The organism is Cohnella phaseoli (genome assembly GCF_003386235.1).
Lineage (GTDB): Bacteria > Bacillota > Bacilli > Paenibacillales > Paenibacillaceae > Cohnella > Cohnella phaseoli.
Window position 1 is genome coordinate 54,002 of the sequence record NZ_QRDZ01000027.1, and the last position, 23,185, is coordinate 77,186.

Annotated in this window: 18 protein-coding genes; 17 read left to right on the forward strand and 1 reads right to left on the reverse strand. The window is 57.7% G+C overall.

Translation table 11 applies throughout. From position 1 onward, the window contains the following. The first annotated feature begins 40 nt into the window (after positions 1 to 40). The 15 genes from DFP98_RS39875 to DFP98_RS27610 all read left to right on the forward strand — a co-directional run bounded on the left by DFP98_RS39875 (position 41) and on the right by DFP98_RS27610 (position 18,070). Complete coding sequence (locus tag DFP98_RS39875) at positions 41 to 1,132, forward strand: HNH endonuclease (protein WP_246016793.1); 1,092 nt, start codon at positions 41 to 43, stop codon at positions 1,130 to 1,132. A 198-nt stretch (positions 1,133 to 1,330) separates the two neighbouring features. Beyond that, on the forward strand, positions 1,331 to 2,116 hold the full coding sequence (locus DFP98_RS27545; protein WP_116063852.1) for an enoyl-CoA hydratase/isomerase family protein: 786 nt from the start codon (positions 1,331 to 1,333) through the stop codon (positions 2,114 to 2,116). Positions 2,117 to 2,234: 118 nt separating this feature from the next. After that, positions 2,235 to 3,422, forward strand: a complete 1,188-nt coding sequence (locus DFP98_RS27550; protein ID WP_116063853.1) for a CaiB/BaiF CoA transferase family protein — start codon at positions 2,235 to 2,237, stop codon at positions 3,420 to 3,422. 153 nt (positions 3,423 to 3,575) lie between these two features. Next, a complete protein-coding gene (locus DFP98_RS27555; RefSeq protein WP_116063854.1) occupies positions 3,576 to 4,742 on the forward strand; it encodes an ABC transporter substrate-binding protein in 1,167 nt (388 codons plus the stop codon). Between the two features lie 106 nt (positions 4,743 to 4,848). Then, positions 4,849 to 6,201 (forward strand): ABC transporter substrate-binding protein, encoded by a 1,353-nt coding sequence (locus DFP98_RS27560; protein WP_116063855.1) that lies wholly within the window; start codon positions 4,849 to 4,851, stop codon positions 6,199 to 6,201. 91 nt (positions 6,202 to 6,292) lie between these two features. Continuing rightward, positions 6,293 to 7,171: a carbohydrate ABC transporter permease gene (locus DFP98_RS27565; RefSeq protein ID WP_116063856.1), complete on the forward strand. Its 879-nt coding sequence runs from the start codon at positions 6,293 to 6,295 to the stop codon at positions 7,169 to 7,171. Positions 7,172 to 7,173: 2 nt separating this feature from the next. Further along, entirely contained in the window at positions 7,174 to 7,992 is an 819-nt protein-coding gene (locus DFP98_RS27570; RefSeq protein ID WP_116063857.1) for a carbohydrate ABC transporter permease, read from the forward strand. 26 nt (positions 7,993 to 8,018) lie between these two features. Continuing rightward, positions 8,019 to 9,743 carry a sensor histidine kinase gene (locus DFP98_RS27575; RefSeq protein ID WP_116063858.1) on the forward strand — a complete coding sequence of 575 codons (1,725 nt, stop codon included), beginning with the start codon at positions 8,019 to 8,021 and terminating at the stop codon, positions 9,741 to 9,743. 35 nt (positions 9,744 to 9,778) lie between these two features. Continuing rightward, entirely contained in the window at positions 9,779 to 11,416 is a 1,638-nt protein-coding gene (locus DFP98_RS27580) for a response regulator transcription factor (protein WP_116063859.1), read from the forward strand. Next, on the forward strand, positions 11,413 to 12,483 hold the full coding sequence (gene uxuA, locus DFP98_RS27585; RefSeq protein WP_116063860.1) for a mannonate dehydratase: 1,071 nt from the start codon (positions 11,413 to 11,415) through the stop codon (positions 12,481 to 12,483). Before DFP98_RS27580 ends, uxuA begins: the two co-directional genes overlap by 4 nt. A gap of 160 nt (positions 12,484 to 12,643) precedes the next feature. Then, entirely contained in the window at positions 12,644 to 13,657 is a 1,014-nt protein-coding gene (locus DFP98_RS27590) for a LacI family DNA-binding transcriptional regulator (protein ID WP_116063861.1), read from the forward strand. Positions 13,658 to 13,782: 125 nt separating this feature from the next. Beyond that, positions 13,783 to 14,763, forward strand: coding sequence for a 5-dehydro-2-deoxygluconokinase (gene iolC / locus DFP98_RS27595; RefSeq protein WP_116063862.1), 981 nt, complete (start codon positions 13,783 to 13,785; stop codon positions 14,761 to 14,763). Positions 14,764 to 14,791: 28 nt separating this feature from the next. Continuing rightward, positions 14,792 to 16,240, forward strand: a complete 1,449-nt coding sequence (locus DFP98_RS27600; RefSeq protein WP_116063863.1) for a CoA-acylating methylmalonate-semialdehyde dehydrogenase — start codon at positions 14,792 to 14,794, stop codon at positions 16,238 to 16,240. A gap of 25 nt (positions 16,241 to 16,265) precedes the next feature. Next, a complete protein-coding gene (locus DFP98_RS27605; protein WP_116063864.1) occupies positions 16,266 to 17,033 on the forward strand; it encodes an SDR family oxidoreductase in 768 nt (255 codons plus the stop codon). Positions 17,034 to 17,182: 149 nt separating this feature from the next. Next, positions 17,183 to 18,070 (forward strand): Rpn family recombination-promoting nuclease/putative transposase, encoded by an 888-nt coding sequence (locus DFP98_RS27610; RefSeq protein ID WP_116063865.1) that lies wholly within the window; start codon positions 17,183 to 17,185, stop codon positions 18,068 to 18,070. Between the two features lie 62 nt (positions 18,071 to 18,132). Here the strand turns inward: DFP98_RS27610 and DFP98_RS27615 are convergent, their stop codons facing one another. Further along, on the reverse strand, positions 18,133 to 21,210 hold the full coding sequence (locus DFP98_RS27615) for a hybrid sensor histidine kinase/response regulator (RefSeq protein ID WP_342772514.1): 3,078 nt from the start codon (positions 21,208 to 21,210) through the stop codon (positions 18,133 to 18,135). Positions 21,211 to 21,375: 165 nt separating this feature from the next. On the opposite strand from DFP98_RS27615, the gene DFP98_RS27620 reads away from it, so the two are divergent. Continuing rightward, positions 21,376 to 21,954 carry a guanylate kinase gene (locus tag DFP98_RS27620; RefSeq protein ID WP_116063921.1) on the forward strand — a complete coding sequence of 193 codons (579 nt, stop codon included), beginning with the start codon at positions 21,376 to 21,378 and terminating at the stop codon, positions 21,952 to 21,954. Beyond that, positions 21,923 to 23,152, forward strand: coding sequence for a deoxyguanosinetriphosphate triphosphohydrolase family protein (locus tag DFP98_RS27625; RefSeq protein ID WP_116063867.1), 1,230 nt, complete (start codon positions 21,923 to 21,925; stop codon positions 23,150 to 23,152). Before DFP98_RS27620 ends, DFP98_RS27625 begins: the two co-directional genes overlap by 32 nt. The last annotated feature ends 33 nt before the right edge of the window (positions 23,153 to 23,185 follow it).

A 23,185-nucleotide genomic window follows, 5' to 3' on the forward strand; every position in this document is an offset into this window, starting at 1 on the left:
GGATTTTCAGCTGTCTATACGGATGTGATATACTCGGAATATGACACAAGATAAGGAACAACAGCCAGTTCAGCCTGAGACGGCTATGAAAATATGCGTGCAGTGCCGCGTTCTTAAGCCGCTTGCGGAGTTTGCCAGCCGCAGCGGCGGAAGAGCGGGACGGAGAAGGCGCCGCGGAGTGTGCAAAGCCTGCCGCCAGCAGGCCGGCAAGTCCGAATTAAACGCGGAGATAGGCAATGCGGCCATCGAGCTGATTGAGGACGAGACGATTGCGAAGCCCACGCGCCGCCGAAGGAGGAGAAGGCGCAAGGCAAGCAAGCTTGAGCCAATCGCGCCAATGGTCGAGGCGGCTGCTGCCGCGGCCGAGGACGAGCCGGTATCGAAGCCTAAGCGTCGACGCAGACGACGGGGGAGCAAGGCGAGCTTGTCGGAGTCCTCGCTGGAGATCATGGAGCCGGTCATCGAGCCGCCGGAGGACGAGACGGCTGCCAAGCCGAAGCGCCGCCGGAGGAAACGGAGGAGCAAAGCGAAGAAGCCGTCCGTGCCTCAGGTTGCCTCTGCTGCAACGATTCCGTCAGCGACTGCGGCGCGGCAGGCGTCCGCAGGCTCGCAGCAGTCCGATCCGAAGTCGGCTGAGCAGAAGCCCGCGCGTCCGAAGGCTGCTCGCAAAGCCCCGGTCTCGAAGCCAGAAGCCCCGAGAATTGCCGCGTCGCGTCCGAAGCTTGATCCGCACGATGCGGACGGTTTGTTCGCGACTCGTCAGGGCTTCATCCGCATGCGAGGCAAGACCGACAGCGGCCGCTCCTACTATCAGGAAATCGAGCCCGATTTCGCCAAAGTACTCGTTCGCGAGCATGCCGCATATGTCGTTAACCGCCATACGATCCGCCGCATCCACAGCAACCGGGAGTTTCGCCGTCTCATTCTGACGAGGGACAACTATACTTGCCATTTTTGCGGCGAGTACGGAGACACCATCGATCATCTGCTGCCTCGGGCCAAAGGCGGACACACGACGCCGGTCAACTGCGTTTGCGCTTGTCACGAGTGCAACCAATCGAAAGCGGATCGGGATCTGGACGAGTTCACCGAATCGTTGGGGGAACGCCAGCGTCTCGAGCCGACCGTCTAACCGCTCCTGCGAAATCTAATTAAGCGCCTTAGGGCGCTTTTTTCGCGTTTTTTAAAATTCATATGGGCAGCCGACCCGCCCCCTGCAATTGCTTAACGTTTCGTTATCGAAGTTAAATATCGGTTATATATTCTCTCCCGACCCGACTTTATGATGAGGGTGTAAGACGATACTCGTTCAACGAAGGGGGTTGCTCGGATGGGGACTTCGTATAGATATTTGCATGTAGAGGAACGCGGCGACGTGCTGCTTGCGACCATTCGGCGGGAAGAGAAGCTGAACGCGATGAACGACGAGTTGATGGCGGAGTTGACCGATTGCTTCGAGGGGCTGCGGGAGCGGCCCGATATCAGGACGGTCGTACTCACGGGGACCGGTAAAGGGTTCATGGCGGGGGCGGATATCGAAGGGTACGGCGGCTTCGACGTCGGCCAGTTTTTTGCGTTCCAGCAAAAAGGACGCGAGATGTACCGCGCCATAGAGAGCTGTCCGCAGCCTGTCGTCGCGGCCGTTAACGGGTACGCGCTGGGGGGAGGCTTCGAGCTCGTCCTCTCCTGCGATCTGGTCGTTGCTTCGGAGAGGGCGAAATTCGGACTTCCGGAAGTCAAGCTGGGGCTTGTCCCGGGCGGAGGGGGCGTGCAGAAGCTCGCCCGTATCGTCGGTCCGTTCTTCGCGCGAGAACTGACGATGACAGGAAGGTTTGTCGCCGCGCAGGAAGGCAAAGCATTGGGCTTCGTTAACGAGGTGACGGAGCCTGACCGGCTGCTTGATGCCGCGCTTACGCTCGCGCGTACAATCGCGGATCAGGCCCCGCTGGCCGTGCAGGGCTTGAAGAGGCTTATTCATGATGGTAGGGATGCCAGCCTGGAGACGGCGCAGGCGTACGATCGCGCGTATCTCGCGAATTTGTTTCATAGCGAGGACGGGCGGGAAGGCATTGCGGCTTTCAGGGAAAAGCGGCCGGCGAAGTTCATTGGGCGGTAGCCCCACGCGGCAAGGCGTCTTTAAGTGGAATCAACAACGATAGAGCTTCTACAGATCAATCGCGCCGGCGCGGAGCCCAAAGCCGAGCAGACTGCTGAAGCAACGAGGAGGAAACACGATGGACAAGGCGCTTGAAGGCATTAAAATACTGGATTTCACGCATCTGCTGCAAGGACCGTTCGCAACGCAGATGTTCGGCGATCTCGGAGCGGACGTCATTAAAGTTGAACGTAAAAATACCGGGGACAGCTACCGGGCCTGGACGTTCCTGAAATATTGGGTCGGAGAGACGGAGTCCCCGTGTTACCTGGCCTTTAACCGGAACAAGCGGTCGCTGGCTCTGGATTTGAAGGCAGAGGAGACCAAGGAGATTATCTACAAGCTGGCGGCCGAGTGCGACATCGTCGTGGAAAACTTCCGTCCCGGCGTCATGCAGAAGCTCGGCTTCGGCTATGAAGACTTGAGGAAAATCAATCCGAGCATTATCTATTGCTCCAGCACCGGCTACGGCCAGGACGGTCCGTACGCGGAACGACCCGGCCAGGATCTGATGATCCAGTCGCTAAGCGGTCTGACGACGTTGACGGGCCGGCGCGAAGATCCGCCTATTCCGCTCGGCACGGGCATCGCCGATCAGCTCGGGGCGTACAACATCGTCTATGGTCTGCTTTCCGCGCTCTACTACCGGGAGAGAACCGGCAAAGGCCAGAAGCTTGAAATCAACCTTTATCAATGTCTGCTGACGCATCAGCTTCAGGAGTTCGCCGTTACGCTGAATTCCGGCAAGCTGTTCGAGCGTCCGGGGTCCGGCATCGCCCATCCCGGACAGTCGGCGCCGTTCGGCATTTACAAGACGGCGGACGGGCACATGTGCATCTCCGTCAACCCGATCCCCGTGCTGGCCGAAGTGCTGGAGGACGACGGGCTGAACGCTTACGACGATCCGCAGATTCTTTACGATAAGCGAGACGAGGTGTTTTTCCGCATTCAGGCCAGCGTCGTGAAGCAGACGACCGCTTACTGGGTGGAGGAAATGCTGAAGCGGGACATGTGGGTATCCGAAGTGAAAAATCATCTGGAGGTTGAACAAGACCCGCAAGCGATTCATTTGGGCGCGTTCGCTTCCTACGAGCATCCGACAGCGGGATCGGTGCGGACAGTGAACATTCCGGTGAAATTCAGCGAAACTCCGGGAGACATTCGGCGTCACCCGCCGAGAATCGGGGAGCATAACGAGGAAATTTTACGCGAACTTGGGTACTCCGACGAAAAGATTGCGGAATTGAAACGAGATGGCGTGCTGTAACCGGCGAACCGGCGAACCGGCAAACCGGCAAACCGGCACCGGCGAACGAAAGCGGCAAATCCGGATAACGGAAACATTGTGCCCGCGCAAGGCCGGTAAACCGGCGAACGGAACCGGCCGAATGGACAATTAGCGGAACGGAGGACCGTTACAATGGCAACACTAAGAGGGATGACTTGGGATCACGTCAGGGGGTATGCGCCGTTGGAGGCTGCGGCCGGGAAATTCGGAGAGAATCGGCCGGATTTCGAAATCGTATGGGATCGCCGTTCTTTAAAGGATTTCGGCGACTATCCGGTCGATGAGCTCGCCCGGCAATACGACATCATTATGATCGACCATCCGCATGTCGGCATCAGCTCCGGCCAGAACGTGCTCGTGCCTCTCGATGAAAGAATACCGGCAGCTTATTTGCAGGATCAAGAGATCAATTCTGCAGGACCCAGCCATCAAAGCTACAAGTGGGAGGGGCGGCAATGGGCGCTTGCCGTCGACGCCGCCGCCCAGGTCGCAGCCTACCGACCCGACTTGCTAAGCGAAAGGGAAGTTCCGCGCACCTGGCAGCAGGTACGCGAGTTGGGTCGTTCCCGGCCCGGAGCGGTCGGCTGGCCGCTCTGCCCTACCGACGCGATGTGCAGCTTTTTGAGCCTGTGCGCAGGTAGCGACCCCGCCTTTTTCGACGAAAGAGTCGGGATCGACCCGGCCGTCGGAGAAGCGGCAGTCGCCCTGATTTTCGAGCTGCTGCCGCATCTGCATCCGACCTCGCTCGACTTCAACCCGATCGGGATGTATGATCGGATGGCCGCCGGCAACGATATCGCTTACGTTCCGTGCGCATTCGGCTACACGAACTATGCCCGGAGGGGCTTTGCGCCGAAGCGGCTCCGCTTCGCCGACATTCCGGCGACCTCCCTGGAGCCGCGGGGCAGTCTGCTCGGCGGCGTCGGCATGGCCATATCGGCGTATTCGCCGCACATTCAGCTGGCGGTCGAGTTTGCGATGTTCGTCGCAAGCGGGGACGCGCAGCGAACGCTTTACGTCGAGAACGGCGGCCAGCCCGGACATGCCGGAGCCTGGCGCGACGCGGCGGCGAACGCGACGTGCGGCGGCTTTTTCGCGGATACGACGCGCACGATGGAGTTCAGCTACGTACGGCCGCGCAATCCGGCTTTTCCAAGCTTCCAGGAGCAAGCCGGGGCGCTTCTGCACGAGGCGCTTCGAAAGCGCTCGGGAGGCGAAGCCATCGCCGCCTCCGGCGTCGTGCGGGCGATGAACCTCTTATATCGGGAATGCCTGGCCGCTCAAAACGCCTTCCGTTAAAACTAGCTAAAGTTTCGTTATCGATGTTAAATCCCCGTTATATCTTGTCGGGGGCCGCGCCTTTATCATGAAATTGTAAACCACATCTCTTCTAGGGGGTTCACCTATGAAAAAGAAGTACATCGGAGCGGGCGCCGCACTAATTGTAACCGCTAGCATAATGGCGGGGTGCGGCGGCAACTCTTCGCCAGGGGCTTCGTCGCCCGCGGCCAGTCAAGCGCCGGCAGCCTCGTCCGCATCGAGCGGAACGGATAAACCGTTCGCGGGACAGACGGTTACGCTGGTTACGGCCAACCATCCTTGGTCGGATGCGATCACGCCCCTGCTGCCGGAATTCGAGGCGGCCACGGGCATTAAGGTCAAGGTGGAAAATTACTTCGAGGACCAGCTGACGCAGAAGCTGACCGTTCAATTCACGGCGGGCTCGGAAACCCCGGACGTCTTCATGTACCGTCCGCTCCAGGACGGCCAGCTGTTCTTCAAGAACGGCTGGGTGGCGCCGCTCGACGATTACGCGCATAAAGACGCCGAGTACGACTTCGCGGATATCTCCGCGTCGGCGGTCAATACGACGACGATCGACGGCAAGCTCGCCGGCATCCCGATCATTACGGAACGCGGCGTGCTCTACTACCGCAAGGACCTGCTGGAGCAGGCGAACATCCCGGTGCCGAAGACGATGGATGAACTCGTCGAAGCGGCCAAGAAGCTGCACAATCCAAGCGCGGAGATGTACGGTTTCGTAGCGCGGGGGCAGCGCTCTCCGCTCGTGACGCAGCTTGCTTCGTACATCTTCTCCGAGGGCGGGGACTACATTACGGACGGCAAAGCGTCCATCAATACGCCGGAAGCCGTGAAGGCCATGACGACTTACGGCAACTTGCTGAAGGATTCGGGGCCTCCGGGGGTTCTGAACATGTCCTGGCCGCAAGCGTTCGGCATCTTCGCTCAGGGCAAAGTCGCGTTCCTGACGGACGCGGATTCGCTGTACACGAACGCGACGGATCCGGAGAAATCGACGATCAGCGACAAAGTCGGCTTCGCCTTGTTCCCGGCGGGAGCCGCCGGCTCCAGGCCGGTTAACGTAACGGCTTGGGCGCTCTCGATCAACGAAAGATCGAAGAACAAGGACGCGGCTTGGGAGCTTATCCAATGGGCGACCAATAAGGAGAACGTGCTGAAGGCGCAGCAAAAAGGCAATCCGGGCGCCCGGACGTCCGTCTGGGACAATCCGGAGGGTTCGAAGTCGTTCCCGGAAGAGCTGGTGCCGATCATCAAGGAATCGATGCAGAACGGCGTCGGCCACGACCGTCCGGTCGTCGTCAGCGTAGGCGAAGCCCGAGACGCCGTAGGAGAAGTCGTTATGAAGGTCATTACCGGCGAGACGGACGTGCAAGGGGCGGCCGACAAGGCGAACGCCAATCTGCAGGCCATCATCGACAAAGACAGCAGGAGATAACCGCGATCGACCCGCATGAACCGCCGCCGATTCCGGGCCGCCCGCCGAGGGCGGACGGTCCGGGAAAGGCTTTTGGAAAGGATGATACGCAATGGGTTATAATTGGATTAATCGCAACTTGAAATGGCTGTACATCCTGCCCGCGCTTGTTTTCGTGCTCGTCATGATGCTGTTCCCGATCGGTTACACGGTATGGATCAGCTTTTACGAGTGGAGTATGTCCGCCATAACGCCGCCCGCTTTCGTGGGCCTCGATAACTACATTTCCATGTTCAAGGACGAGCGGTTCTTGGACTCCGTATTCAATACGTTTTATTTCACGGCAGTCGCCTTGGCCGCTGAGATGGTACTGGGCCTGGCGATCGCGGTTCTGTTCAATCGTTCCTTCAAGGGGAAAAATATCGCGAAGACGCTGTTTCTGCTCCCGATGGTCGCTACTCCTGTAGCGATGGGCCTCGTCTGGATGCTCATTTACGAGCCGACGATCGGCGCCGCGAACACGATTCTGAAATCGATCGGCCTAGAGCCGCAGCTATATCTCGCGTCCATGACGCAGGTCGTTCCTTCGCTTATCGTCGTCGACGTATGGCAGTGGACGCCGATGGTCGCGCTCATTCTGATGGCGGGATTGTCGACGCTGCCCACCGACCCGTACGAATCGGCGGACGTGGACGGAGCATCCGCTTGGCAGAAGTTCGTGCATATCACCTTGCCGCTGCTTAAGCCGACGATTATTATCGCGCTGATGCTGCGTCTGATCGACGTGCTCAAGACGTTCGACATCATTTACGCCACGACGCAGGGCGGACCGAATTTCAAATCGGAGACGCTAAACATCTACGGTTACGTGCTCGGCTTCCAATACTTCAAGCTCGGCTCCGCTTCCGCGCTGCTGGTCATCTTCTTCCTGATCGTCATGGCCCTTACGCTGCTGCTGATCTGGATGAAGAAACGATTGGAGGCGGAATGAGAATGCTGACCAAGAAAAAAGCGAAAAACGCGACGTTGACCGGTCTGACCGTACTCGTCCTGCTCGTGTTCGTCTTTCCGTTCGTCTGGATGCTGCTCGCCTCCTTCAAAACGCAGGCGCAGATTATGTCCAACTCCCAGACGTTCGTGTTTACTCCGACGGCGGATAATTATGTGAACGTTTTCCAGCAATACGACTTTCTGAAATACATCGTCAACAGCATGATCGTGGCCGTCGTCTCGACGCTGCTGTCACTGTTGCTCGGATTGCCTGCCGCCTATTCGATCGCCAAGTACAAGCTGCAGGGTCTCGGTCTCGTCATTCTCGTCGCGAGAATCGTGCCGGGCATCTCGTTCCTGATACCTTGGTATATTATTTTCTCGAAGCTGCGTTTGGTAGATTCCTATGCAGCGCTCGTGTTGAGCCACATGCTCGTAGGACTGCCGTTTATCGTCTGGATCATGATCTCGTTCTTCGAGAAGCTTCCGCACGAGGTGGAAGAGGCCGGCGCCATCGACGGCTGCTCGCCTCATCAGGTTTTTCGCCGCATTGTGCTGCCGATGTCGGGAGCGGGCATCATCACGTCGTCGCTGCTGAGCTTTATTTTCTCTTGGAACAACTTCATGTTCTCGATCATTCTGGCCGGCGACAAGACGAAAACATTACCAATTGCCGTATTCAACTTTATGTCCTACGCTGAGATTAACTGGGGCGGATTGATGGCGGCCGCGTGCATCATCACCCTCCCCGTGCTTGTAATCGCGTTGATCGCCCAGCGCTACGTCGTCAGCGGTCTCTCCGCGGGTGCCGTTAAAGGGTAACGGAGGAGGGCGGGAAAGGAGAGCGAATGTTCAAGCTTACCACTTTTCGCAAAATCGTTCTTCTGCTCTTCCTTCTTCTGCTGCCGATTCTGGTTTTGTACAGCGTTTCCACGAACACGAGCACGGAGGTCGTGCGCAAGCAAATCGAGACGACGAACCTGAACCAATTGACCTTTCTTATGAACCAACTGGATACGAATATCGAGCAGCTATCCATGTTTCCTGTGCTGCTCAGCTACGACCCGTATATTCGCGAATTTCTCGACCGTCGTCCGCCCTTGGAGTTCGACGCGCGAAACGCGGAATACCGAATCATCGAGAAGCTAAGCCTGCAAAGCGTGTCCAACGGGTGGAAAAACGACTTGACCGTCATTATCCCCCGCGAGAAGCGAGCGATTTCGTCCAATATTTTTCTGCTGGAAAGCGATCAGGATATGACGGGGCCGATCTATACCCGCTGGACATATAGTCTGGAAGAGGCGGGCGGCAAAACCGAGCGTTATTTCGTGCACGAGATCGGAGAGCCCGCGAAGGCGGAACGCAAGGAGGCGGCTCAAGCTGTGTTCCGCGTCCGCTTCACGACGGCCAATATGACTGCGATGCTGGACGCGTACAAGAACGGCAAAAACAACGATCCGTTCCTGTACGTGCCCGGCGAACAGCCCGTTCTGAACGGCACCTCGTCCGCGGAGAAAGCGGAGCAGCTGATCGGCTTGCTTGAGGGAGAGCTGGACAAGGAGCCGGAAACCGGACAGCGTCTGGTCGAGCTCGGCGGCGAACAGCATCTTGTCAGCTATGTGAAGTCGCGGCAGCTCGGCTGGTATCTCGTCGACTATACGCCGTATCAGAGCGTCATTACGCCGATAACGGAGCAGAGGAACTTTTTCTACGTGATTATCGGATTGCTGCTCGTGCTGGCCGTGGGCGCATCGTTCCTGCTCTATCGGAACGTCCAGCGTCCGCTCGGGAAGCTGATCGGGAGCGTTCAGCGGATCAAGCGGGGAGACTACTCGGCGCGCATCGATTATCTGGCCAAAAACGAATTCGACTATCTCATTTTCCAATTCAACGAAATGTCCGACCAAATTCAATTGCTGATCGAGGACGTCTACGCGGAGAAGCTGAGGTCCCGAGAGGCGACGCTGAAGCAGCTACAGTCGCAGATCAACCCGCATTTTCTATACAACTCGCTGTTCTTCATCATCAATTCGGCGGAGATGAACGATCGGCAGGCGGTCGTTGAAATGTCCCAGAACTTGGCGGAGTATTACCGTTACGCGACAAGGGTCGAAAATCAATCCGTGGCGCTTGAGGATGAGCTGGAGCTCGTTCGCAACTACTTGATGATTCAGAACCTGCGGATGGGCAGAGTGCAGTTCGAGATCGACGTACCCGAGAAAATGCTGGATTTGGAGCTGCCGAGACTGATTCTGCAGCCGATTGTGGAGAATGCGATCGTGCACGGGGTGGAGAAGTCGCCAGAAGGCGGCATGATTACGATTACGGGCAAGCAGGACGACAGGTACAACATGATTTTCGTGCAGGACGACGGACCGGGGATGGAGCCTCAACGGCTTCGCGACCTGCAAGCCGAGCTGGCGCAGCCGATGTCGGAGGAAGTCGGTTGCGGCACGTGGAACGTACATCGCCGGCTGCAGTACCGGTTCGGCGGACAATCGGGACTCGTATTCGAGCAACTGCCGATGGGCGGCTTGTGCGTTACCATCAAGTGGACGCGCAGCGATGTCTGAAGCCGGCAAAGCCATCCAGAAGAGGGGGCCGAACGATGCATCTGTTGATCGTGGACGACGAAGCGCATGTGGTCGATCGGTTGGCGACAACGATCGGCTGGGATAGGATCGGGATTACGCAAGTGTATCGCGCTTATTCGGGCTATGAAGCGCTTGAGCTTCTGCGGCGATTCGCCGTTGACATCGTCATTACCGACATTCAGATGCCGGGAATGACGGGACTCGACCTCATCGCTTGCATCCGGCGCGATTGGAGCAAAACGAAATGCGTGCTGCTTTCGGGGTACTCCGACTTCCAGTACGCGAAGGAAGCGATCCAGAATCAGGTCGAGGATTATTTGCTCAAGCCGGTGACGGAACAGGAGCTGCTGGATACGGTTTCCCGGCTGCAGCAGAAGCTGCACGGCGAGTGGGAGCACATCCTGTCCGTCCGGAATTTGACCCGCACGCTGAACGAAAATATGCCGCTGCTCAAGGGCAATTTACTTCTGGAGCTCCTTCAGGGAGCGCTCTGGAACGAAGAGGCGCTGCGGGAGAAAACGGCGGCCTTGACGCTGCCGGACCTCTACGGGCAAACGTGCTTCCTGATGCTCGTTCGGCTGGAGGACGCGTTCGTCGATTACGATTTTCGCGGCCGTTCGTTGATTGAGTACGCGATCGGCAACATGGCCGAAGAGCTGTTCGGCGGGAAGTTCGGTCTCTGGCATGCGAAGGATGCGCACGACTATTTGATTTTTCTTGCCTCAGTGGAGGAGCGGGTCGAGCCGGGACAGCGAGCGGCGCTGTTCGAGCAGACCGCCTCCCAGCTTCAGGCCGCCGTGAAGAGCTTTCTGAAAGGCAGCATTTCCGTCGTCGTCAGCGAGCCGGGCCTATTCCCGCGAGACGTGCCCGGACAATACGACGGCTGCGTATCCGCGGCTCGCAAACGGGTCGGCAACGAGCAGGGATTGTTCCTGAGGGCTTCCGGCGAGCCGGCGGAGGCGGAGGTCGAGTCGATTCGTTCCCTCTATGAGCCGCCGACGTTTATCCATCTGCTCGAAGCGGGCCGGTGGGACGCGATGGAGGAGAAGCTGGAACGCGTATTCGAGGAATTGCGCAGCAAGTCCTCTCACCCCCATTCGCAGGAGCATCTGCTCGAGGTATATTTCGCGGTATCCTCGGCGTTCTCGTACATCTCGCACAAGAATGGGCAGCCTCTGTCCGACCTGATCGGCGACGACTACGGGAAGCTGGCGGACGGCATTCCGTTTCGCTCCGTCGCGCATCTGCGCGAGTGGTCGCTGCGCGTGCTGCGCCGCTTGATGGAGGACATGGACCGCGAGATGAAAGACAATCGTTCGGAACTCATCCGCTCGATCCATCAATTCATCGACGACAATCTGGCGCAGGACGTGACGCTGCAGAGCATTGCCGATCACGTTCATATGCATCCGGTCTACATTTCGAAAATTTACAAGCTGGAGACCGGGGGCAACATTAGCGACTACATTCAGCAATTGCGAATGGAGAAGGCGGTCTATCTGCTCGCGAACAGCCACGAGAAAACGTACGAGATCGCCGCTATGCTCGGCTACCAGCGCCCGCATTCTTTTAACTACGCATTCAAGAGACATCATGGCGTGACCCCGCAGGTTTATCGGGATCAACAGAAGAAAGGGGCGATCTGCCAGTGAAGCTGACCTTTAGATGGTACGGCGATTCGGACCCTGTGTCTCTGTCGCATATTCGGCAAATTCCGGGGATGAAGGGGATCGTCTCGGCGGTGTACGACGTGCCCGTAGGGGAGGCATGGCCGCTCGAAACGATTCTGGATTTGAAGAGAAGCATTAATGAAGCGGGCTTGGAGTTATCCGTCATCGAGAGCGTTCCGGTGCATGAGGACATCAAGCTGGGGCTGCCGTCTCGGGATCGCTATATCGCGAACTACAAGACGACGCTGCACAATCTCGGGAAAGCAGGAGTGCCGGTCGTCTGCTATAACTTCATGCCCGTATTCGACTGGACCCGTTCGAAGCTCGACTACGAGCTGGAAGACGGTTCGACGGCGCTGATCTACGAGGAAGAGGTCGTCGAGCGAATGAATCCGTTGACGGGAGAGCTCAGCTTACCGGGATGGGACAGTAGCTACGAGGTCGCCGAGCTTCAAAGGCTGTTCTCGCAATACGAGAGCGTGGACGAGGAAAAGCTGTGGGACAATCTGGCGTATTTCGTGCGGGAGATTATGCCTGCAGCGGAGGAAGCCGGAATCAAGATGGCGATTCATCCGGACGACCCGCCCTGGCCGATCTTCGGCCTGCCGCGCATTATGACGGGACGGGCAAGCCTGGAGCGGATGATCGGCCTGTACGATAGTCCGGCCAACGGTCTATGCCTGTGCAGCGGATCGCTCGGAGCAAGCGCCGACAACGACGTGCCTGAGCTGATGCGCGAGTTCGGGCGCAGAGGGCGCGTCAACTTCGTCCATGCGCGCAACGTGAAGCTGACCGGTCCGAAGTCGTTCCAAGAGTCGGCGCATCTGTCCTCCTCGGGCTCGATCGATATGTATGAGGTAATTCGGGCGATGAGCGACTTCGATTACGAGGGGCCGATCCGCTCGGACCATGGCCGAATGATCTGGGGAGAGACGGGCAAGCCGGGCTACGGCTTGTATGACCGGGCGCTCGGAGCCGTCTATCTGAACGGGCTGTGGGAAGCGGTGCGCAAGGAGCGCTTGGGACGATTGAGGTTGAGCCATTCGTGAGCGGCTCGCCGAATCGTCAGGACTGCGAGTAGAGGGATTTGCCGGCAAACGAGTCGAATCCTAAGCCTGCTTGGACGAGTCGGACGTGAGAGGCTGTCCTTCGCCGAGGCTTTGTGCTATACTCCCACTACATCTAATCGATTAGACGGGAGTGCTGCGGATGAGTACGATTAAAGATATTGCCAAGCACGCAGGCGTGTCCGTAGCGACCGTATCCTATGTGCTGAACAATAACCGTTACGTAAGTCCGGAGAAAAAGGAGCGGGTGCTCGCCGCCATCCGCGAGCTGAATTACGCGCCCAATGCGGCGGCCCGCGGTTTGCGCGCCAGGGAGAGCCGGACGATCGGCCTGATCGTCTCGGACATCTCTAACCCGTTCTACCCCGATCTCGCCAAGGGCTGCGAGGACGAGGCGCAGAAACACGGCTATGCCGTTCACATGATCAACACGAACGACCAGCCGGAGCGGATGAGGCAGGCGGCAGCGCAAGCGCGGGAGGGGAAGATCGACGGATTGATCGTTACCTCCGCTCTGGAGGCCGACCGGGAGCTGCTGCAATCGCTGCGCGAGCGAGGCTTTCCTCTTGTGCTGGCGCATCGCCGTCTTGAAGGGCTGGATGCGGACCTGGTCGAGTCGGACAATTTCGAAGGCGGGCTGATGGCCGCCCGGCATATGCTTCGTATGGGTCATCGCCGCATCGCGTTTATGTCCGGCGTCGCAGGCTCGCCGACCAGCAAGCTCCGCGAGGAAGGTTATCGGCAGGCGATGAAGGAGGCCGGCATCGATGTGCCCCCTGAGTGGACGTTGTCCGGCGAAGCGAAGTATACGGCCAGCTACGAGAGAATGCTTGGTTATGCGGATATGCCGCCCGACGAGCGGCCGACTGCCGTGATCAACATGAGCGATGTCGGAGCGATGGGCGTGCTGGACGCGGCGGCGGACAGAGGGCTGCGAGTTCCCGAGGACGTCGCGGTGATGGGCTTCGACGATCTGTTTCTCGCGGCTTTCCGCTCCGTGCGGCTGACGACCGTCCGCATTCCGCGCTACGAGCTTGGACGGAGGGCGACCGAGCTATTGCTCGAGCGCCTCTCCGAAGCAAGTCGCGATGCCCGGCACGTCGTGCTTCCGGTAGAGCTGATCGTGCGCGGGACTTGCGGAGGAGAACAGGCTTAATCGGATTTGAAAGTATTGCTGCCCGCCCTCCGCTTCTTGCGGGCGTGCGCAGGCGGCCCTTTTTTTACACAGCTATCTAATCGATTAGCTAATCGTTTAGATGAATTAAGAAGGAGGAAACACCCATGAACGGAATTGTTTTTCGGGGCGATAAGGAGCTGGATTTGATCGGAGTAGGGCGGTTGTGCATCGATTTGAATGCCAACGAGATTAACCGACCGCTCGAGGAGACGCTGACGTTCACGAAATACGTGGGCGGATCGCCGGCGAATATTACGATCGCGGCTTCGCGGCTCGGTCTGCGGAGCGGATTTATCGGCAGGGTGGCCGACGATGCTTTCGGCCGGTTTATCGTGAACTATTTGCGCAAGGAGGGGATCGATACGGAGGGCGTCATAACCGACCGGCAGGGCAGCGTCACCGGACTGGCGATCACGGAAATCAAGTCGCCGACGGAATGCAGCATCCTGATGTACCGGGATAACGCGGCGGACCTCAATCTGGAGTCGAGGGATGTGGACGAGGCATACGTGCGAAAAGCGAAGGCGGTGATGATCAGCGGCACGGCACTGGCGAGAAGCCCGTCCCGCGAAGCGGTATTCCGCACGATCGAGTTGGCCCGTAAGCATGGGGCCGTTCTGTTGTTCGATATTGATTACCGTCCGTACACGTGGGCTTCGAGGGACGAAATCTATACGTACTGCCGGATGGCGGCGGCGCAATGCGACGTCATCCTCGGAGGGCGGGAGGAGTTCGACCTGCTGGAAGGGGCCGAGGGTACGGAAGACTTCGCGACGGCCAAATCATGGTTTGCGCACGAGGCGAAGCTGGTCGTCGTCAAGTATGGCGGAGACGGCTCGATCGCCTTTGCCAAGGACGGCGGAGTCTACCGCGCAGGCGTGTTTCCGGCGCAGGTCGTCAAGACGTTCGGAGCGGGAGACTCCTTCGCCGGGGCGTTCATCTACGGACTGATGCAAGGGTGGAGCATCGATCGCTGTCTGGAGTACGGCAGCGCGTCCGCATCCATCGTCGTATCGAGCCATAGCTGCTCCGACGCGATGCCGTCCAATGACAAGATCGAAGCGGTTATTGCCAAGCAGGCTTGATCCATACATTTCAGGAGGGAAATCATCTATGAACAATCCAACGGTGTTACGCAACTTTATCGGCGGGGAATGGGTGGAATCGGCATCTGACCGGACGGAGGAGGTGCCGAATCCGGCGACGGGCGAGACGCTGGCTTATGTGCCGCTGTCTACGGCGGAAGACGTGCGGGGTGCCGCCCGGGCGGCGGCCGAAGCCTCGAAGAGATGGCGCAAGGAGCCCGTGCCGAAGCGGGCGCGCATTCTGTTCAAATACCAGCAAATTCTGGTCGAGCATTGGGATGAGCTGGCCAGGCTGATCACGATGGAGAACGGCAAGAGCTACGGCGAAGCGTACGGTGAGGTGCTTAGGGGTATCGAATGCGTGGAGTTCGCGGCGGGAGCCCCTACGCTGATGATGGGCAGCACGCTGCCGGACATCGCCACGGGCATCGAATCCTCCATGTACCGGTACCCGCTTGGCGTCGTCGGGGGCATTACGCCGTTCAATTTTCCGATGATGGTTCCTTGCTGGATGTTCCCGCTGGCGATCGCTTGCGGCAATACTTTTGTGCTTAAACCGTCCGAGAGAACGCCGCTGCTGGCCAATCGGCTGGCGGAGCTGCTTACGGAAGCCGGGCTGCCGGCCGGTGTGTTCAACATCGTACACGGCGCCCATGACGTCGTAAACGAGATGCTGGCGAACGAGGGCATTAACGCGATCTCGTTCGTCGGCTCGCAGCCTGTCGCCGAGTACGTGTACAAGACTGGAGCGGCCTGCGGCAAACGCGTGCAGGCACTCGCCGGCGCCAAAAACCACTCGATTGTGATGCCGGACGCCAACCTGGAGCTGGCCGTCAAAGAGATTACGAACGCCGCGTTCGGGTCCGCCGGCGAACGCTGTATGGCCTGTTCCGTCGTCGTCGCCGTGGGGGACGTAGCGGATAAACTGGTCGAAGCGCTCCGGCGCTCGGCCTCGGGCTTGTCGATCGGCTACGGGCTGGAGCCGAACGTGTTTCTCGGGCCGGTTATCCGCGATTCGCATAAAGCCCGCACGCTGGGCTATATCGAGAGCGGCAAGACGGAAGGGGCCGAGCTTGTGCTGGACGGTCGCGAAGGGGAAGCGGCTAGGGGCGAAGGCTATTTTGTCGGGCCGACGATCTTCGATCGCGTGAATTCGGATATGAAGATTTGGCAGGACGAGATTTTCGCCCCGGTGCTGTCCGTCGTGCGTGTCGATACGCTGCAGGAGGCGGTCGCGCTCGCCAACCGTTCGGAATTCGCCAACGGAGCTTGCATCTATACCGACAGCTCGAGCGCGATCCGCGAGTTTCGCGATACGATCGACGCGGGGATGCTGGGCGTTAACGTGGGCGTGCCTGCTCCGATGGCGTTTTTCCCTTTCTCCGGCTACAAGAAATCGTTCTACGGCGATCTTCACGCGAACGGGCGCGACGGCGTAGAGTTTTATACTCGGAAAAAGATGATGGTGCTTCGATAATTGAGAAGAGAGGCGATGAACCGCTATGTCAAACTTGAACTTATTCGATCTCACCGGGAAAAAGGCGATCGTCACCGGGGCAAGCCGCGGGCTTGGCCGAGGTATCGCGACGGCGCTGGCGAAGGCGGGTGCGGAGGTGGCGATTCTCGACATCTCGGATGCGGCCGCCCATACCGCCGCCGGGCTGCAAGCGGAAGGGCTAGCCGTTCATGCGGTAAAGGGTAATCTGATGGATCGCGCCGATCTGGAGCGCAGCTTCGGGGAAGCCGTCGGCGTGTTGGGAGATACGGTGGATATTCTTGTTAACAATGCAGGTATGCACGACCGTAGAGCTTGCCTCGACTTGCCGGTCGAAAGCTGGGACAAAGTTCTGGAGCTGAACATCACAGCGGTGTACCAGCTTTGCAGGCTGGCTGGCGCGATCATGGTCGAGAAGGGCAGCGGCAAAATCATCAACATGGCGTCGATGCTCAGCTTTATCGGTGGCTTTAACGCTTCCGCGTATGCAGTCAGCAAGGCGGGCATCGCGCAGTTGACCAAGTCGCTATCCAACGAATGGGCGGGCCGGGGCGTTCAGGTCAATGCGATCGCTCCGGGTTATATGGCAACGGAGATGAACACGGATTTGCTGCAGGACGACACGCGTCTGCCGCATGTCAACGCCCGTATCCCGGCCGGACGATGGGGAGGGCCGGACGATTTGGCAGGGGCCGGCGTATTTCTGTCCTCCGCCGCATCCGACTACGTCACCGGAATTATTCTTCCCGTCGACGGGGGCTACTTGGCGAGGTAATTCTGTCGGATAGGACAAGACATCCGGGAAGAAGTATGCTAGAATATCGATACTAAATCTATTCGGTCGTGAAGAACACGCCGCTCGCATTCCCTTGTGGGAATGCCGGGCGGCTTTTTGTTTTTCTTGGCTGCAAAGGAGGGGTACCGTTGGAGATCGATCACGATCGATTGTTTAAGACGCTGCTGCGTACCTTTTTCAAGGAATTCATTGAATTGTTTTTCCCGGAGGTGGCGGAAGCGCTCGATTTCGAGCATGTCGTGTTTCTGTCTGAAGAGGTGGTGACAGATTTGACGGGCGGCAAAAAAGGGCGGGTCGACCTGCTCGTCGAGACAAGGCTGAGGGAAGAGGAGGCGTTCATTCTCGTGCATCTGGAGCCGCAGTCCTATCGGGAGGAGGAGTTCGCCGAGCGAATGTTTATTTACGCAGCGAGACTGTACGAGAAGCATCGCAAGCCGATCGTGCCGATCGCCGTGTTCAGCCACCGGTCGAGGGTAGTCGAGCCGGACTCGTTCCGCTGGAAGCTGCCGTTCAAGGAGGTGCTTAGGTTCGACTACTACGCGCTCCAGCTTTGCCGGCAGGATTGGCGGACGTTCGCCCGTTCGGACAATCCGGTTGCGGCCGCGCTGCTAAGCAGCATGGGTTATAGGCGCAAGGAGCGCAAAGAGGTGTATATGGCCTTTCTGCGCATGATATTCCAAACCGAGCAAAACCTTGCTAAACTATCCTTAATGACGTTGTTTTTCGAAACCTACATGAAATCGACCAAGACCGAACAGCAAGAGGTTCGGGCGGAGTTTATAAAAGAATATCCCGAAAAGGAGGAACCGTTGATGGGACTGATGAGCTCGTATGAGCGGAAAGGCTACATGCAGGGGCTGAACGAAGGCAAGATCGAAGGCAAGATTGAAGGGATGACCGAAGGAAAGATCGAAGTCGCGGCCCGAATGTTGGAAGAAGGCCTGTCTGTCGATTTGATCGCCAAAGTGACGGGGCTCCCCGGCCCGGACATTGAGAAGCTGAAGGTCTCGCATTAAGTAGACGAAAGGCCCTCACACTCCGCTCTTCCGCGGAATATGAGGGCCTTTTGCTTACCTCGCTAGCTTGGATGCGGAATGAGAAAAGACACGGTCGTCCCTTCGCCGGGAATGCTGTGGATGAGCAGGCCTTGCCCGTATAGCTGAGTCAATCGGCGATTCGTATTGGCCACTCCGATGCCTTTGCCTCTGTTCGCCCAATCCAGCAATCGAGCTATTTTCCCCTCATCCATCCCGATGCCGTCGTCGGAAACCTCAATCAACGCACAATCGTCCTGTCGCGCAATCCGAATTCGCACTGTGCCTCCTTGAGCTCGGCTTCGGACCCCATGTCGAACCGCATTTTCCACCAAGGGCTGGATCGTCAACGGAGGCAGCATCGGACTCACATCGGCTTCTACCTCCCAGACGATGTTCAGCTTGTCCTCAAACCGTTCCTTCTCGACGTATAGATAGGAGTTGACAAGCTCCAGCTCGTGGGATAGCTCAACAAGCTTGCCGGAATTCAGAAAATCGAAGCTGATCCGCAGATAAGAAGTAAAGGCGTTCCCCAGCTTGCGCATCCTATCCGTATCTTCGTCGCTCAGCGCCATGATCGAGTTCAGGGCGTTGAACAGAAAGTGGGGATGTATTTGAGCTTGCAAATAGGCGGCTTCCAAACGAAGCTGTTCGCTAACGGACTGCTTCAAGGCGGTCAGCGCCCGGATCCGGTATTTCAGCTCTGTCGCTTCGACCGGTTTAGTTAAGTAATCGTTGGCTCCGGCAACGAAGCCGGCCTGAATGTCCTCGGGCTTGCTGCGCGCGGTGAGCAGAAGAACCGGGAGCTCCGACATCGAGAAGCGTTCCCGTATTCTGACGGTTAGCTCGTAGCCGGACATCTGCGGCATCATTACGTCCGCGACAACCAAATCCCATGTGCCCAAGGCAAGCCGCTCAAGCGCTTCTCGGGCGGAGGTTGCGGTAAACACGTTGTACGGTTCGGATGAAAGAATGCCGGCAAGCACCTTCAAGTTGACCGGATCGTCATCTACGGCAAGGATATTCGCATTTCCGGCATTGATCTCCGCCGTCGTCGAAGCGTTGGAAGCCGGGGAGGTGGCAGGCGTTTCGAGCAAGAGTGCGGCGGCAGCTTCACGGGATCCGACGTTCGCTTCGTCTGATCGGGCCGCGCTAGGCAGCGGCTGATCGACTGCCGGCAAAGCAAACTTGAACACGGAACCGACGCCCGGCTCGGAGTCGACGCTCAGTTCGCCGCCGTGAAGCTCAACGAGCTGCTTGGAAATGCTCAAGCCAAGGCCGATGCCGCCGTCCTCGTTCATGCCCGGGGTCCCTTGCTCGTAAGGGAGGAATACCCGTCGCCGCGTCTCTTCGTCCATTCCGGAGCCGGTGTCGCTGACGCGAATAACGACCCTTCCGTTCTCTGGGGCCGCCGAGATCGTTACCGTCCCGACATCGGTGAATTTCAATGCGTTGTGCAGCAGATTAAGCAAAATTTGTACCAGTCTTTTCTCGTCGGCCAACACATGCGGGAGCGAGTCCGCGATATCGGTCACGAGTCGAACGGGCCTGCCGTCGGTCATAAACCTCAGCATAGCGGCGACGCCGGAAGCGATTGAAGCGACGGACAACGGCTCCTTCTGCAGAACGATCCTCTTTTCCTGCAATCTGACGACATCCAGCAGATCGTCGAGCAGATGCGACATGCGCCGGCCCACCGTAACGAGCAGTTCCATCTCCGCAACGCTTCTCTCGCCAAGCACCAGCTTCTCCCGCTCTAAAATGCTGCCGGCCATATTCATCATCCCGTGCAGCGGCGTTCGCAGCTCGTGCGAGGTGTTGGCCAGAAACTGGTCCTTTAGCTTGTCCGCTTCCTTGAGTTGAACGTTAAGCCGGGTATTTTCCTCCGCGTTGCGGAAGTAGCGCTTAAACCAATAGGCGGAGAATGCGATGATCGCTACGATAATATCGATCGGATAATAGACGCTCGTATTGTCATTCGATGAATTGACGATGCCCCAGATGACGCTGGACAGCACGCTGACGATAGCGAGAAACAGGTAGACAACGTCGTTTTTCCGCTCGAGTATCATCTTTACGATGATCCAGGAAAATGCCGCTAGCGGTACTATGTAATAGAAAGTCATGATCCTTAGCCAGTAGCTGTAGCTGACGAGCTTAACGTCCGCCAACAGGACGAATAGCGTGTAGGCGAGGAACGATCCGAAGAAGATCCGGTACGCCGCGGATCTCCCCGCTCTTCCCGCGAAAATTCTGCCCAACATCAGAATGAGAACGGAGAGCCACATATACGAAAGTAGCCGGATTTTGATCATCCACGTGTAATTGACCGGCAGCCAATTAAGGAGGATGATTTCGTTGGATGTGACGACTGATATGCCGGCAGCGAAGAGTAGCAGTGTGAAAATCAGAAATTCTTTCTGTCGTCGGCTGAACACGAAAAGGATGCAGGAGTACAGACCGTGTAAAAGTAGGATGGCGAAGGTGACGAGTTGAAAGCCGATCGAGTACCACCATTCGCGATCTATTGCATCCCGAGTGCCGATTCGGATAGATCGGGTAATTCCGCTTCTGGAGAAGTGATCGAAGTTGGAGGCTTGAATGAATAGGTCGATTTCCCCGATGCCTTTCGTTTCGTAGGACAACAAGTACGCCCGTGCGCTGGGAACGTAAGTGTCGCTGCTCGCTCCCACCTTGCCGAATTCGTGAGCTTTATCGTCGTTGATCTGCACGCGGGAAGAGGCGGCGATTTCCTGGATCCAGAAGCCCAGGTCGAGATCGGGATCGGGATCGATCAGAATGCGCAGCTTGTACGTACCGTAGCCATAGGCGCCATCGAAGCCATTCATGCCGAGTTTCATCCATCTTTCCGGAACAGGGATAAACCTGCTTGTACTTGCCGGTTGGAGCGCTTCGTTGTCGCGGTCTACGAAAGCCAAGGGATAGAACGTCCACTCCCCGTCGAGCGGGATGGAGGGATTGGCGTCGAAGTCCCAGCCTCGCAAGTCGAGCGTGCCTTGAACAACGCCTGGATGCTCCGGAGTAGAAAAGATTTCCGACCAGAACCATCTCAGACCGAGCAGGAAGCCGAGAAACAGGCTGGCGATGACGGCGGATTTCAATAATTTAGAATCGTGGATTCGCTTCATAGTATCGTATTCATTCGACGTTCTTTCCCGCTTTTCCTTGTTTACGCAGGACTGCATTCCTGGCGAAAAGAAGGTATAGTGTAAACATAAGCCTAATAAGGCTATTAAGTCTAAACAGATAAAGCAAGGGAGGCCAATATGTCGATATCGCTTGTGGTGCTTCAAGGGCCTAGCGCCTCCGGCAAAAGCACGATTCAGTCGCGGCTCGGCTTGCCCCGGATCGTGACGTGGACTTCTCGTCCACCGCGCGAAGGGGAAGTCGACGGGACGGACTATTTCTTCAAAAGCCGTTCCGAGATGGAGCTTCTGTACGAACGGGAACAGATGGTGGAGATGACCGAGTATCACGGCAACCTGTACGGTACGCCGCTGCAGCTGATCGAGGACATCGTTCGCGGGGGGCTGCCGCGTTCCGTCATTTTAGATAAAGCCGGCGCGGGAAGGCTGAGAGAGCTGTTTCGCGACCGTACGCTGCTGATCGGCGTGAAATCGGACCAAGAGGATTGCCGAAGGAGGCTTGCGTCGCGGGGTCACAGCCCTGAGGAAATTCGCACCCGGCTAAGCTCTTACGACGATGAGATTGCTGCGTTGGCCGTGTGCGACCTGATTCTCAACAATACGGACGGCAATCTGAACAAAATCGATCTGCTGGCAGACTTCATTCGGGAAGGATTGAGGAAAGGCGATGGCGCATCACTACGATCCGATAACGCTTGAATACGTGCGGGATCAGGCGGAGCTTGTCCGAGACCTGGATTTCCGTCTTCATCCCGGCGAATCCGCCGAACGGGGACGAGACGAATATTCGCGGGATTATGCGCGAATTTTGTATTCGGCCTCCTTTCGCAGGCTGCAAGGGAAAATGCAACTGCTCGGAGTCGATCAGCATCATTTTATCCGCAATCGTCTGACGCACAGCATGGAGGTGGCACAGATCGCCCGGGGCATCGCCTCGGACATGGGCATCGAAAACACGTTCGTTGCCGAAGCGTGCGCGCTGGCCCACGATCTTGGCAATCCTCCGATCGGCCATCACGGCGAGACGGTGCTGAACGAGCTGGTCGGCAAGATCGGGGGATTCGAGGGGAACGCCCAGACGCTGCGCATTTTGCGCAAGCTGGAGAAGAAGCACCATGCCTACCGCGGCCTGAATCTGACCTTTCGAACGCAGCTTGGCGTGGTCAAGTATTTCCAGAGGCATGAGGGCGGCCAAAACAAAAAATTTATCTACGACGAGGACTACGACGGGATTATCCAGGTACTTGAGGAGCGCGGCATCCGGATGGAGCAAGTGCGGACGATCGATATGCAGATCATGGATCTTGCCGACGAGATCGCTTATGCGGCGCATGACCTGGAGGATTGCCTCAGCCAGAATCTGTTTACGATCGACGATCTGCTGTACGAGTTTCATATTGACGACAAGTACAAGACGGCTTACGGCGAGTTGGACCGGATCGTCAAGGACTGCCGGGAATTTGCCTACAAAGGCCGTCATCTAGGCTCGTCGGAGGAATATTCCTTTCTTTTTCGCAAGGAGCTTACGTCGGTCATCGTGAATCGGCTCATTCGCGACATTCATTATTACGAAGCGAAGAAGCGGCTGGACTACAAGGAATACGGAGAGCTGGCCAGAGGGCTGAAAAAGCTCGTGTTTCTCCTGATAATGCGTCGCCCCTCGGTTCAGCTGTACGAAAAGAGGGGCGAGAAGGTTCTGCGCGGTTTGTTTCAAGTGTTTGCCGACGAGCGGACCAACGCCGATCTTAAGCTGCTTCCTCCGGAGTATCGGATGTTTGCCGACGAGGCCGAGCGGCTGCGAAACGTAGCGGACTTTATCTCCGGCATGATGGATCAATTCGCCATGCACGAGTACGAGAAGTATTACGGAGCGGGAGAGCTGAACCGGCTCGTGTAATTCGACCGACAAGGGACGTTATTCGCGATAAGG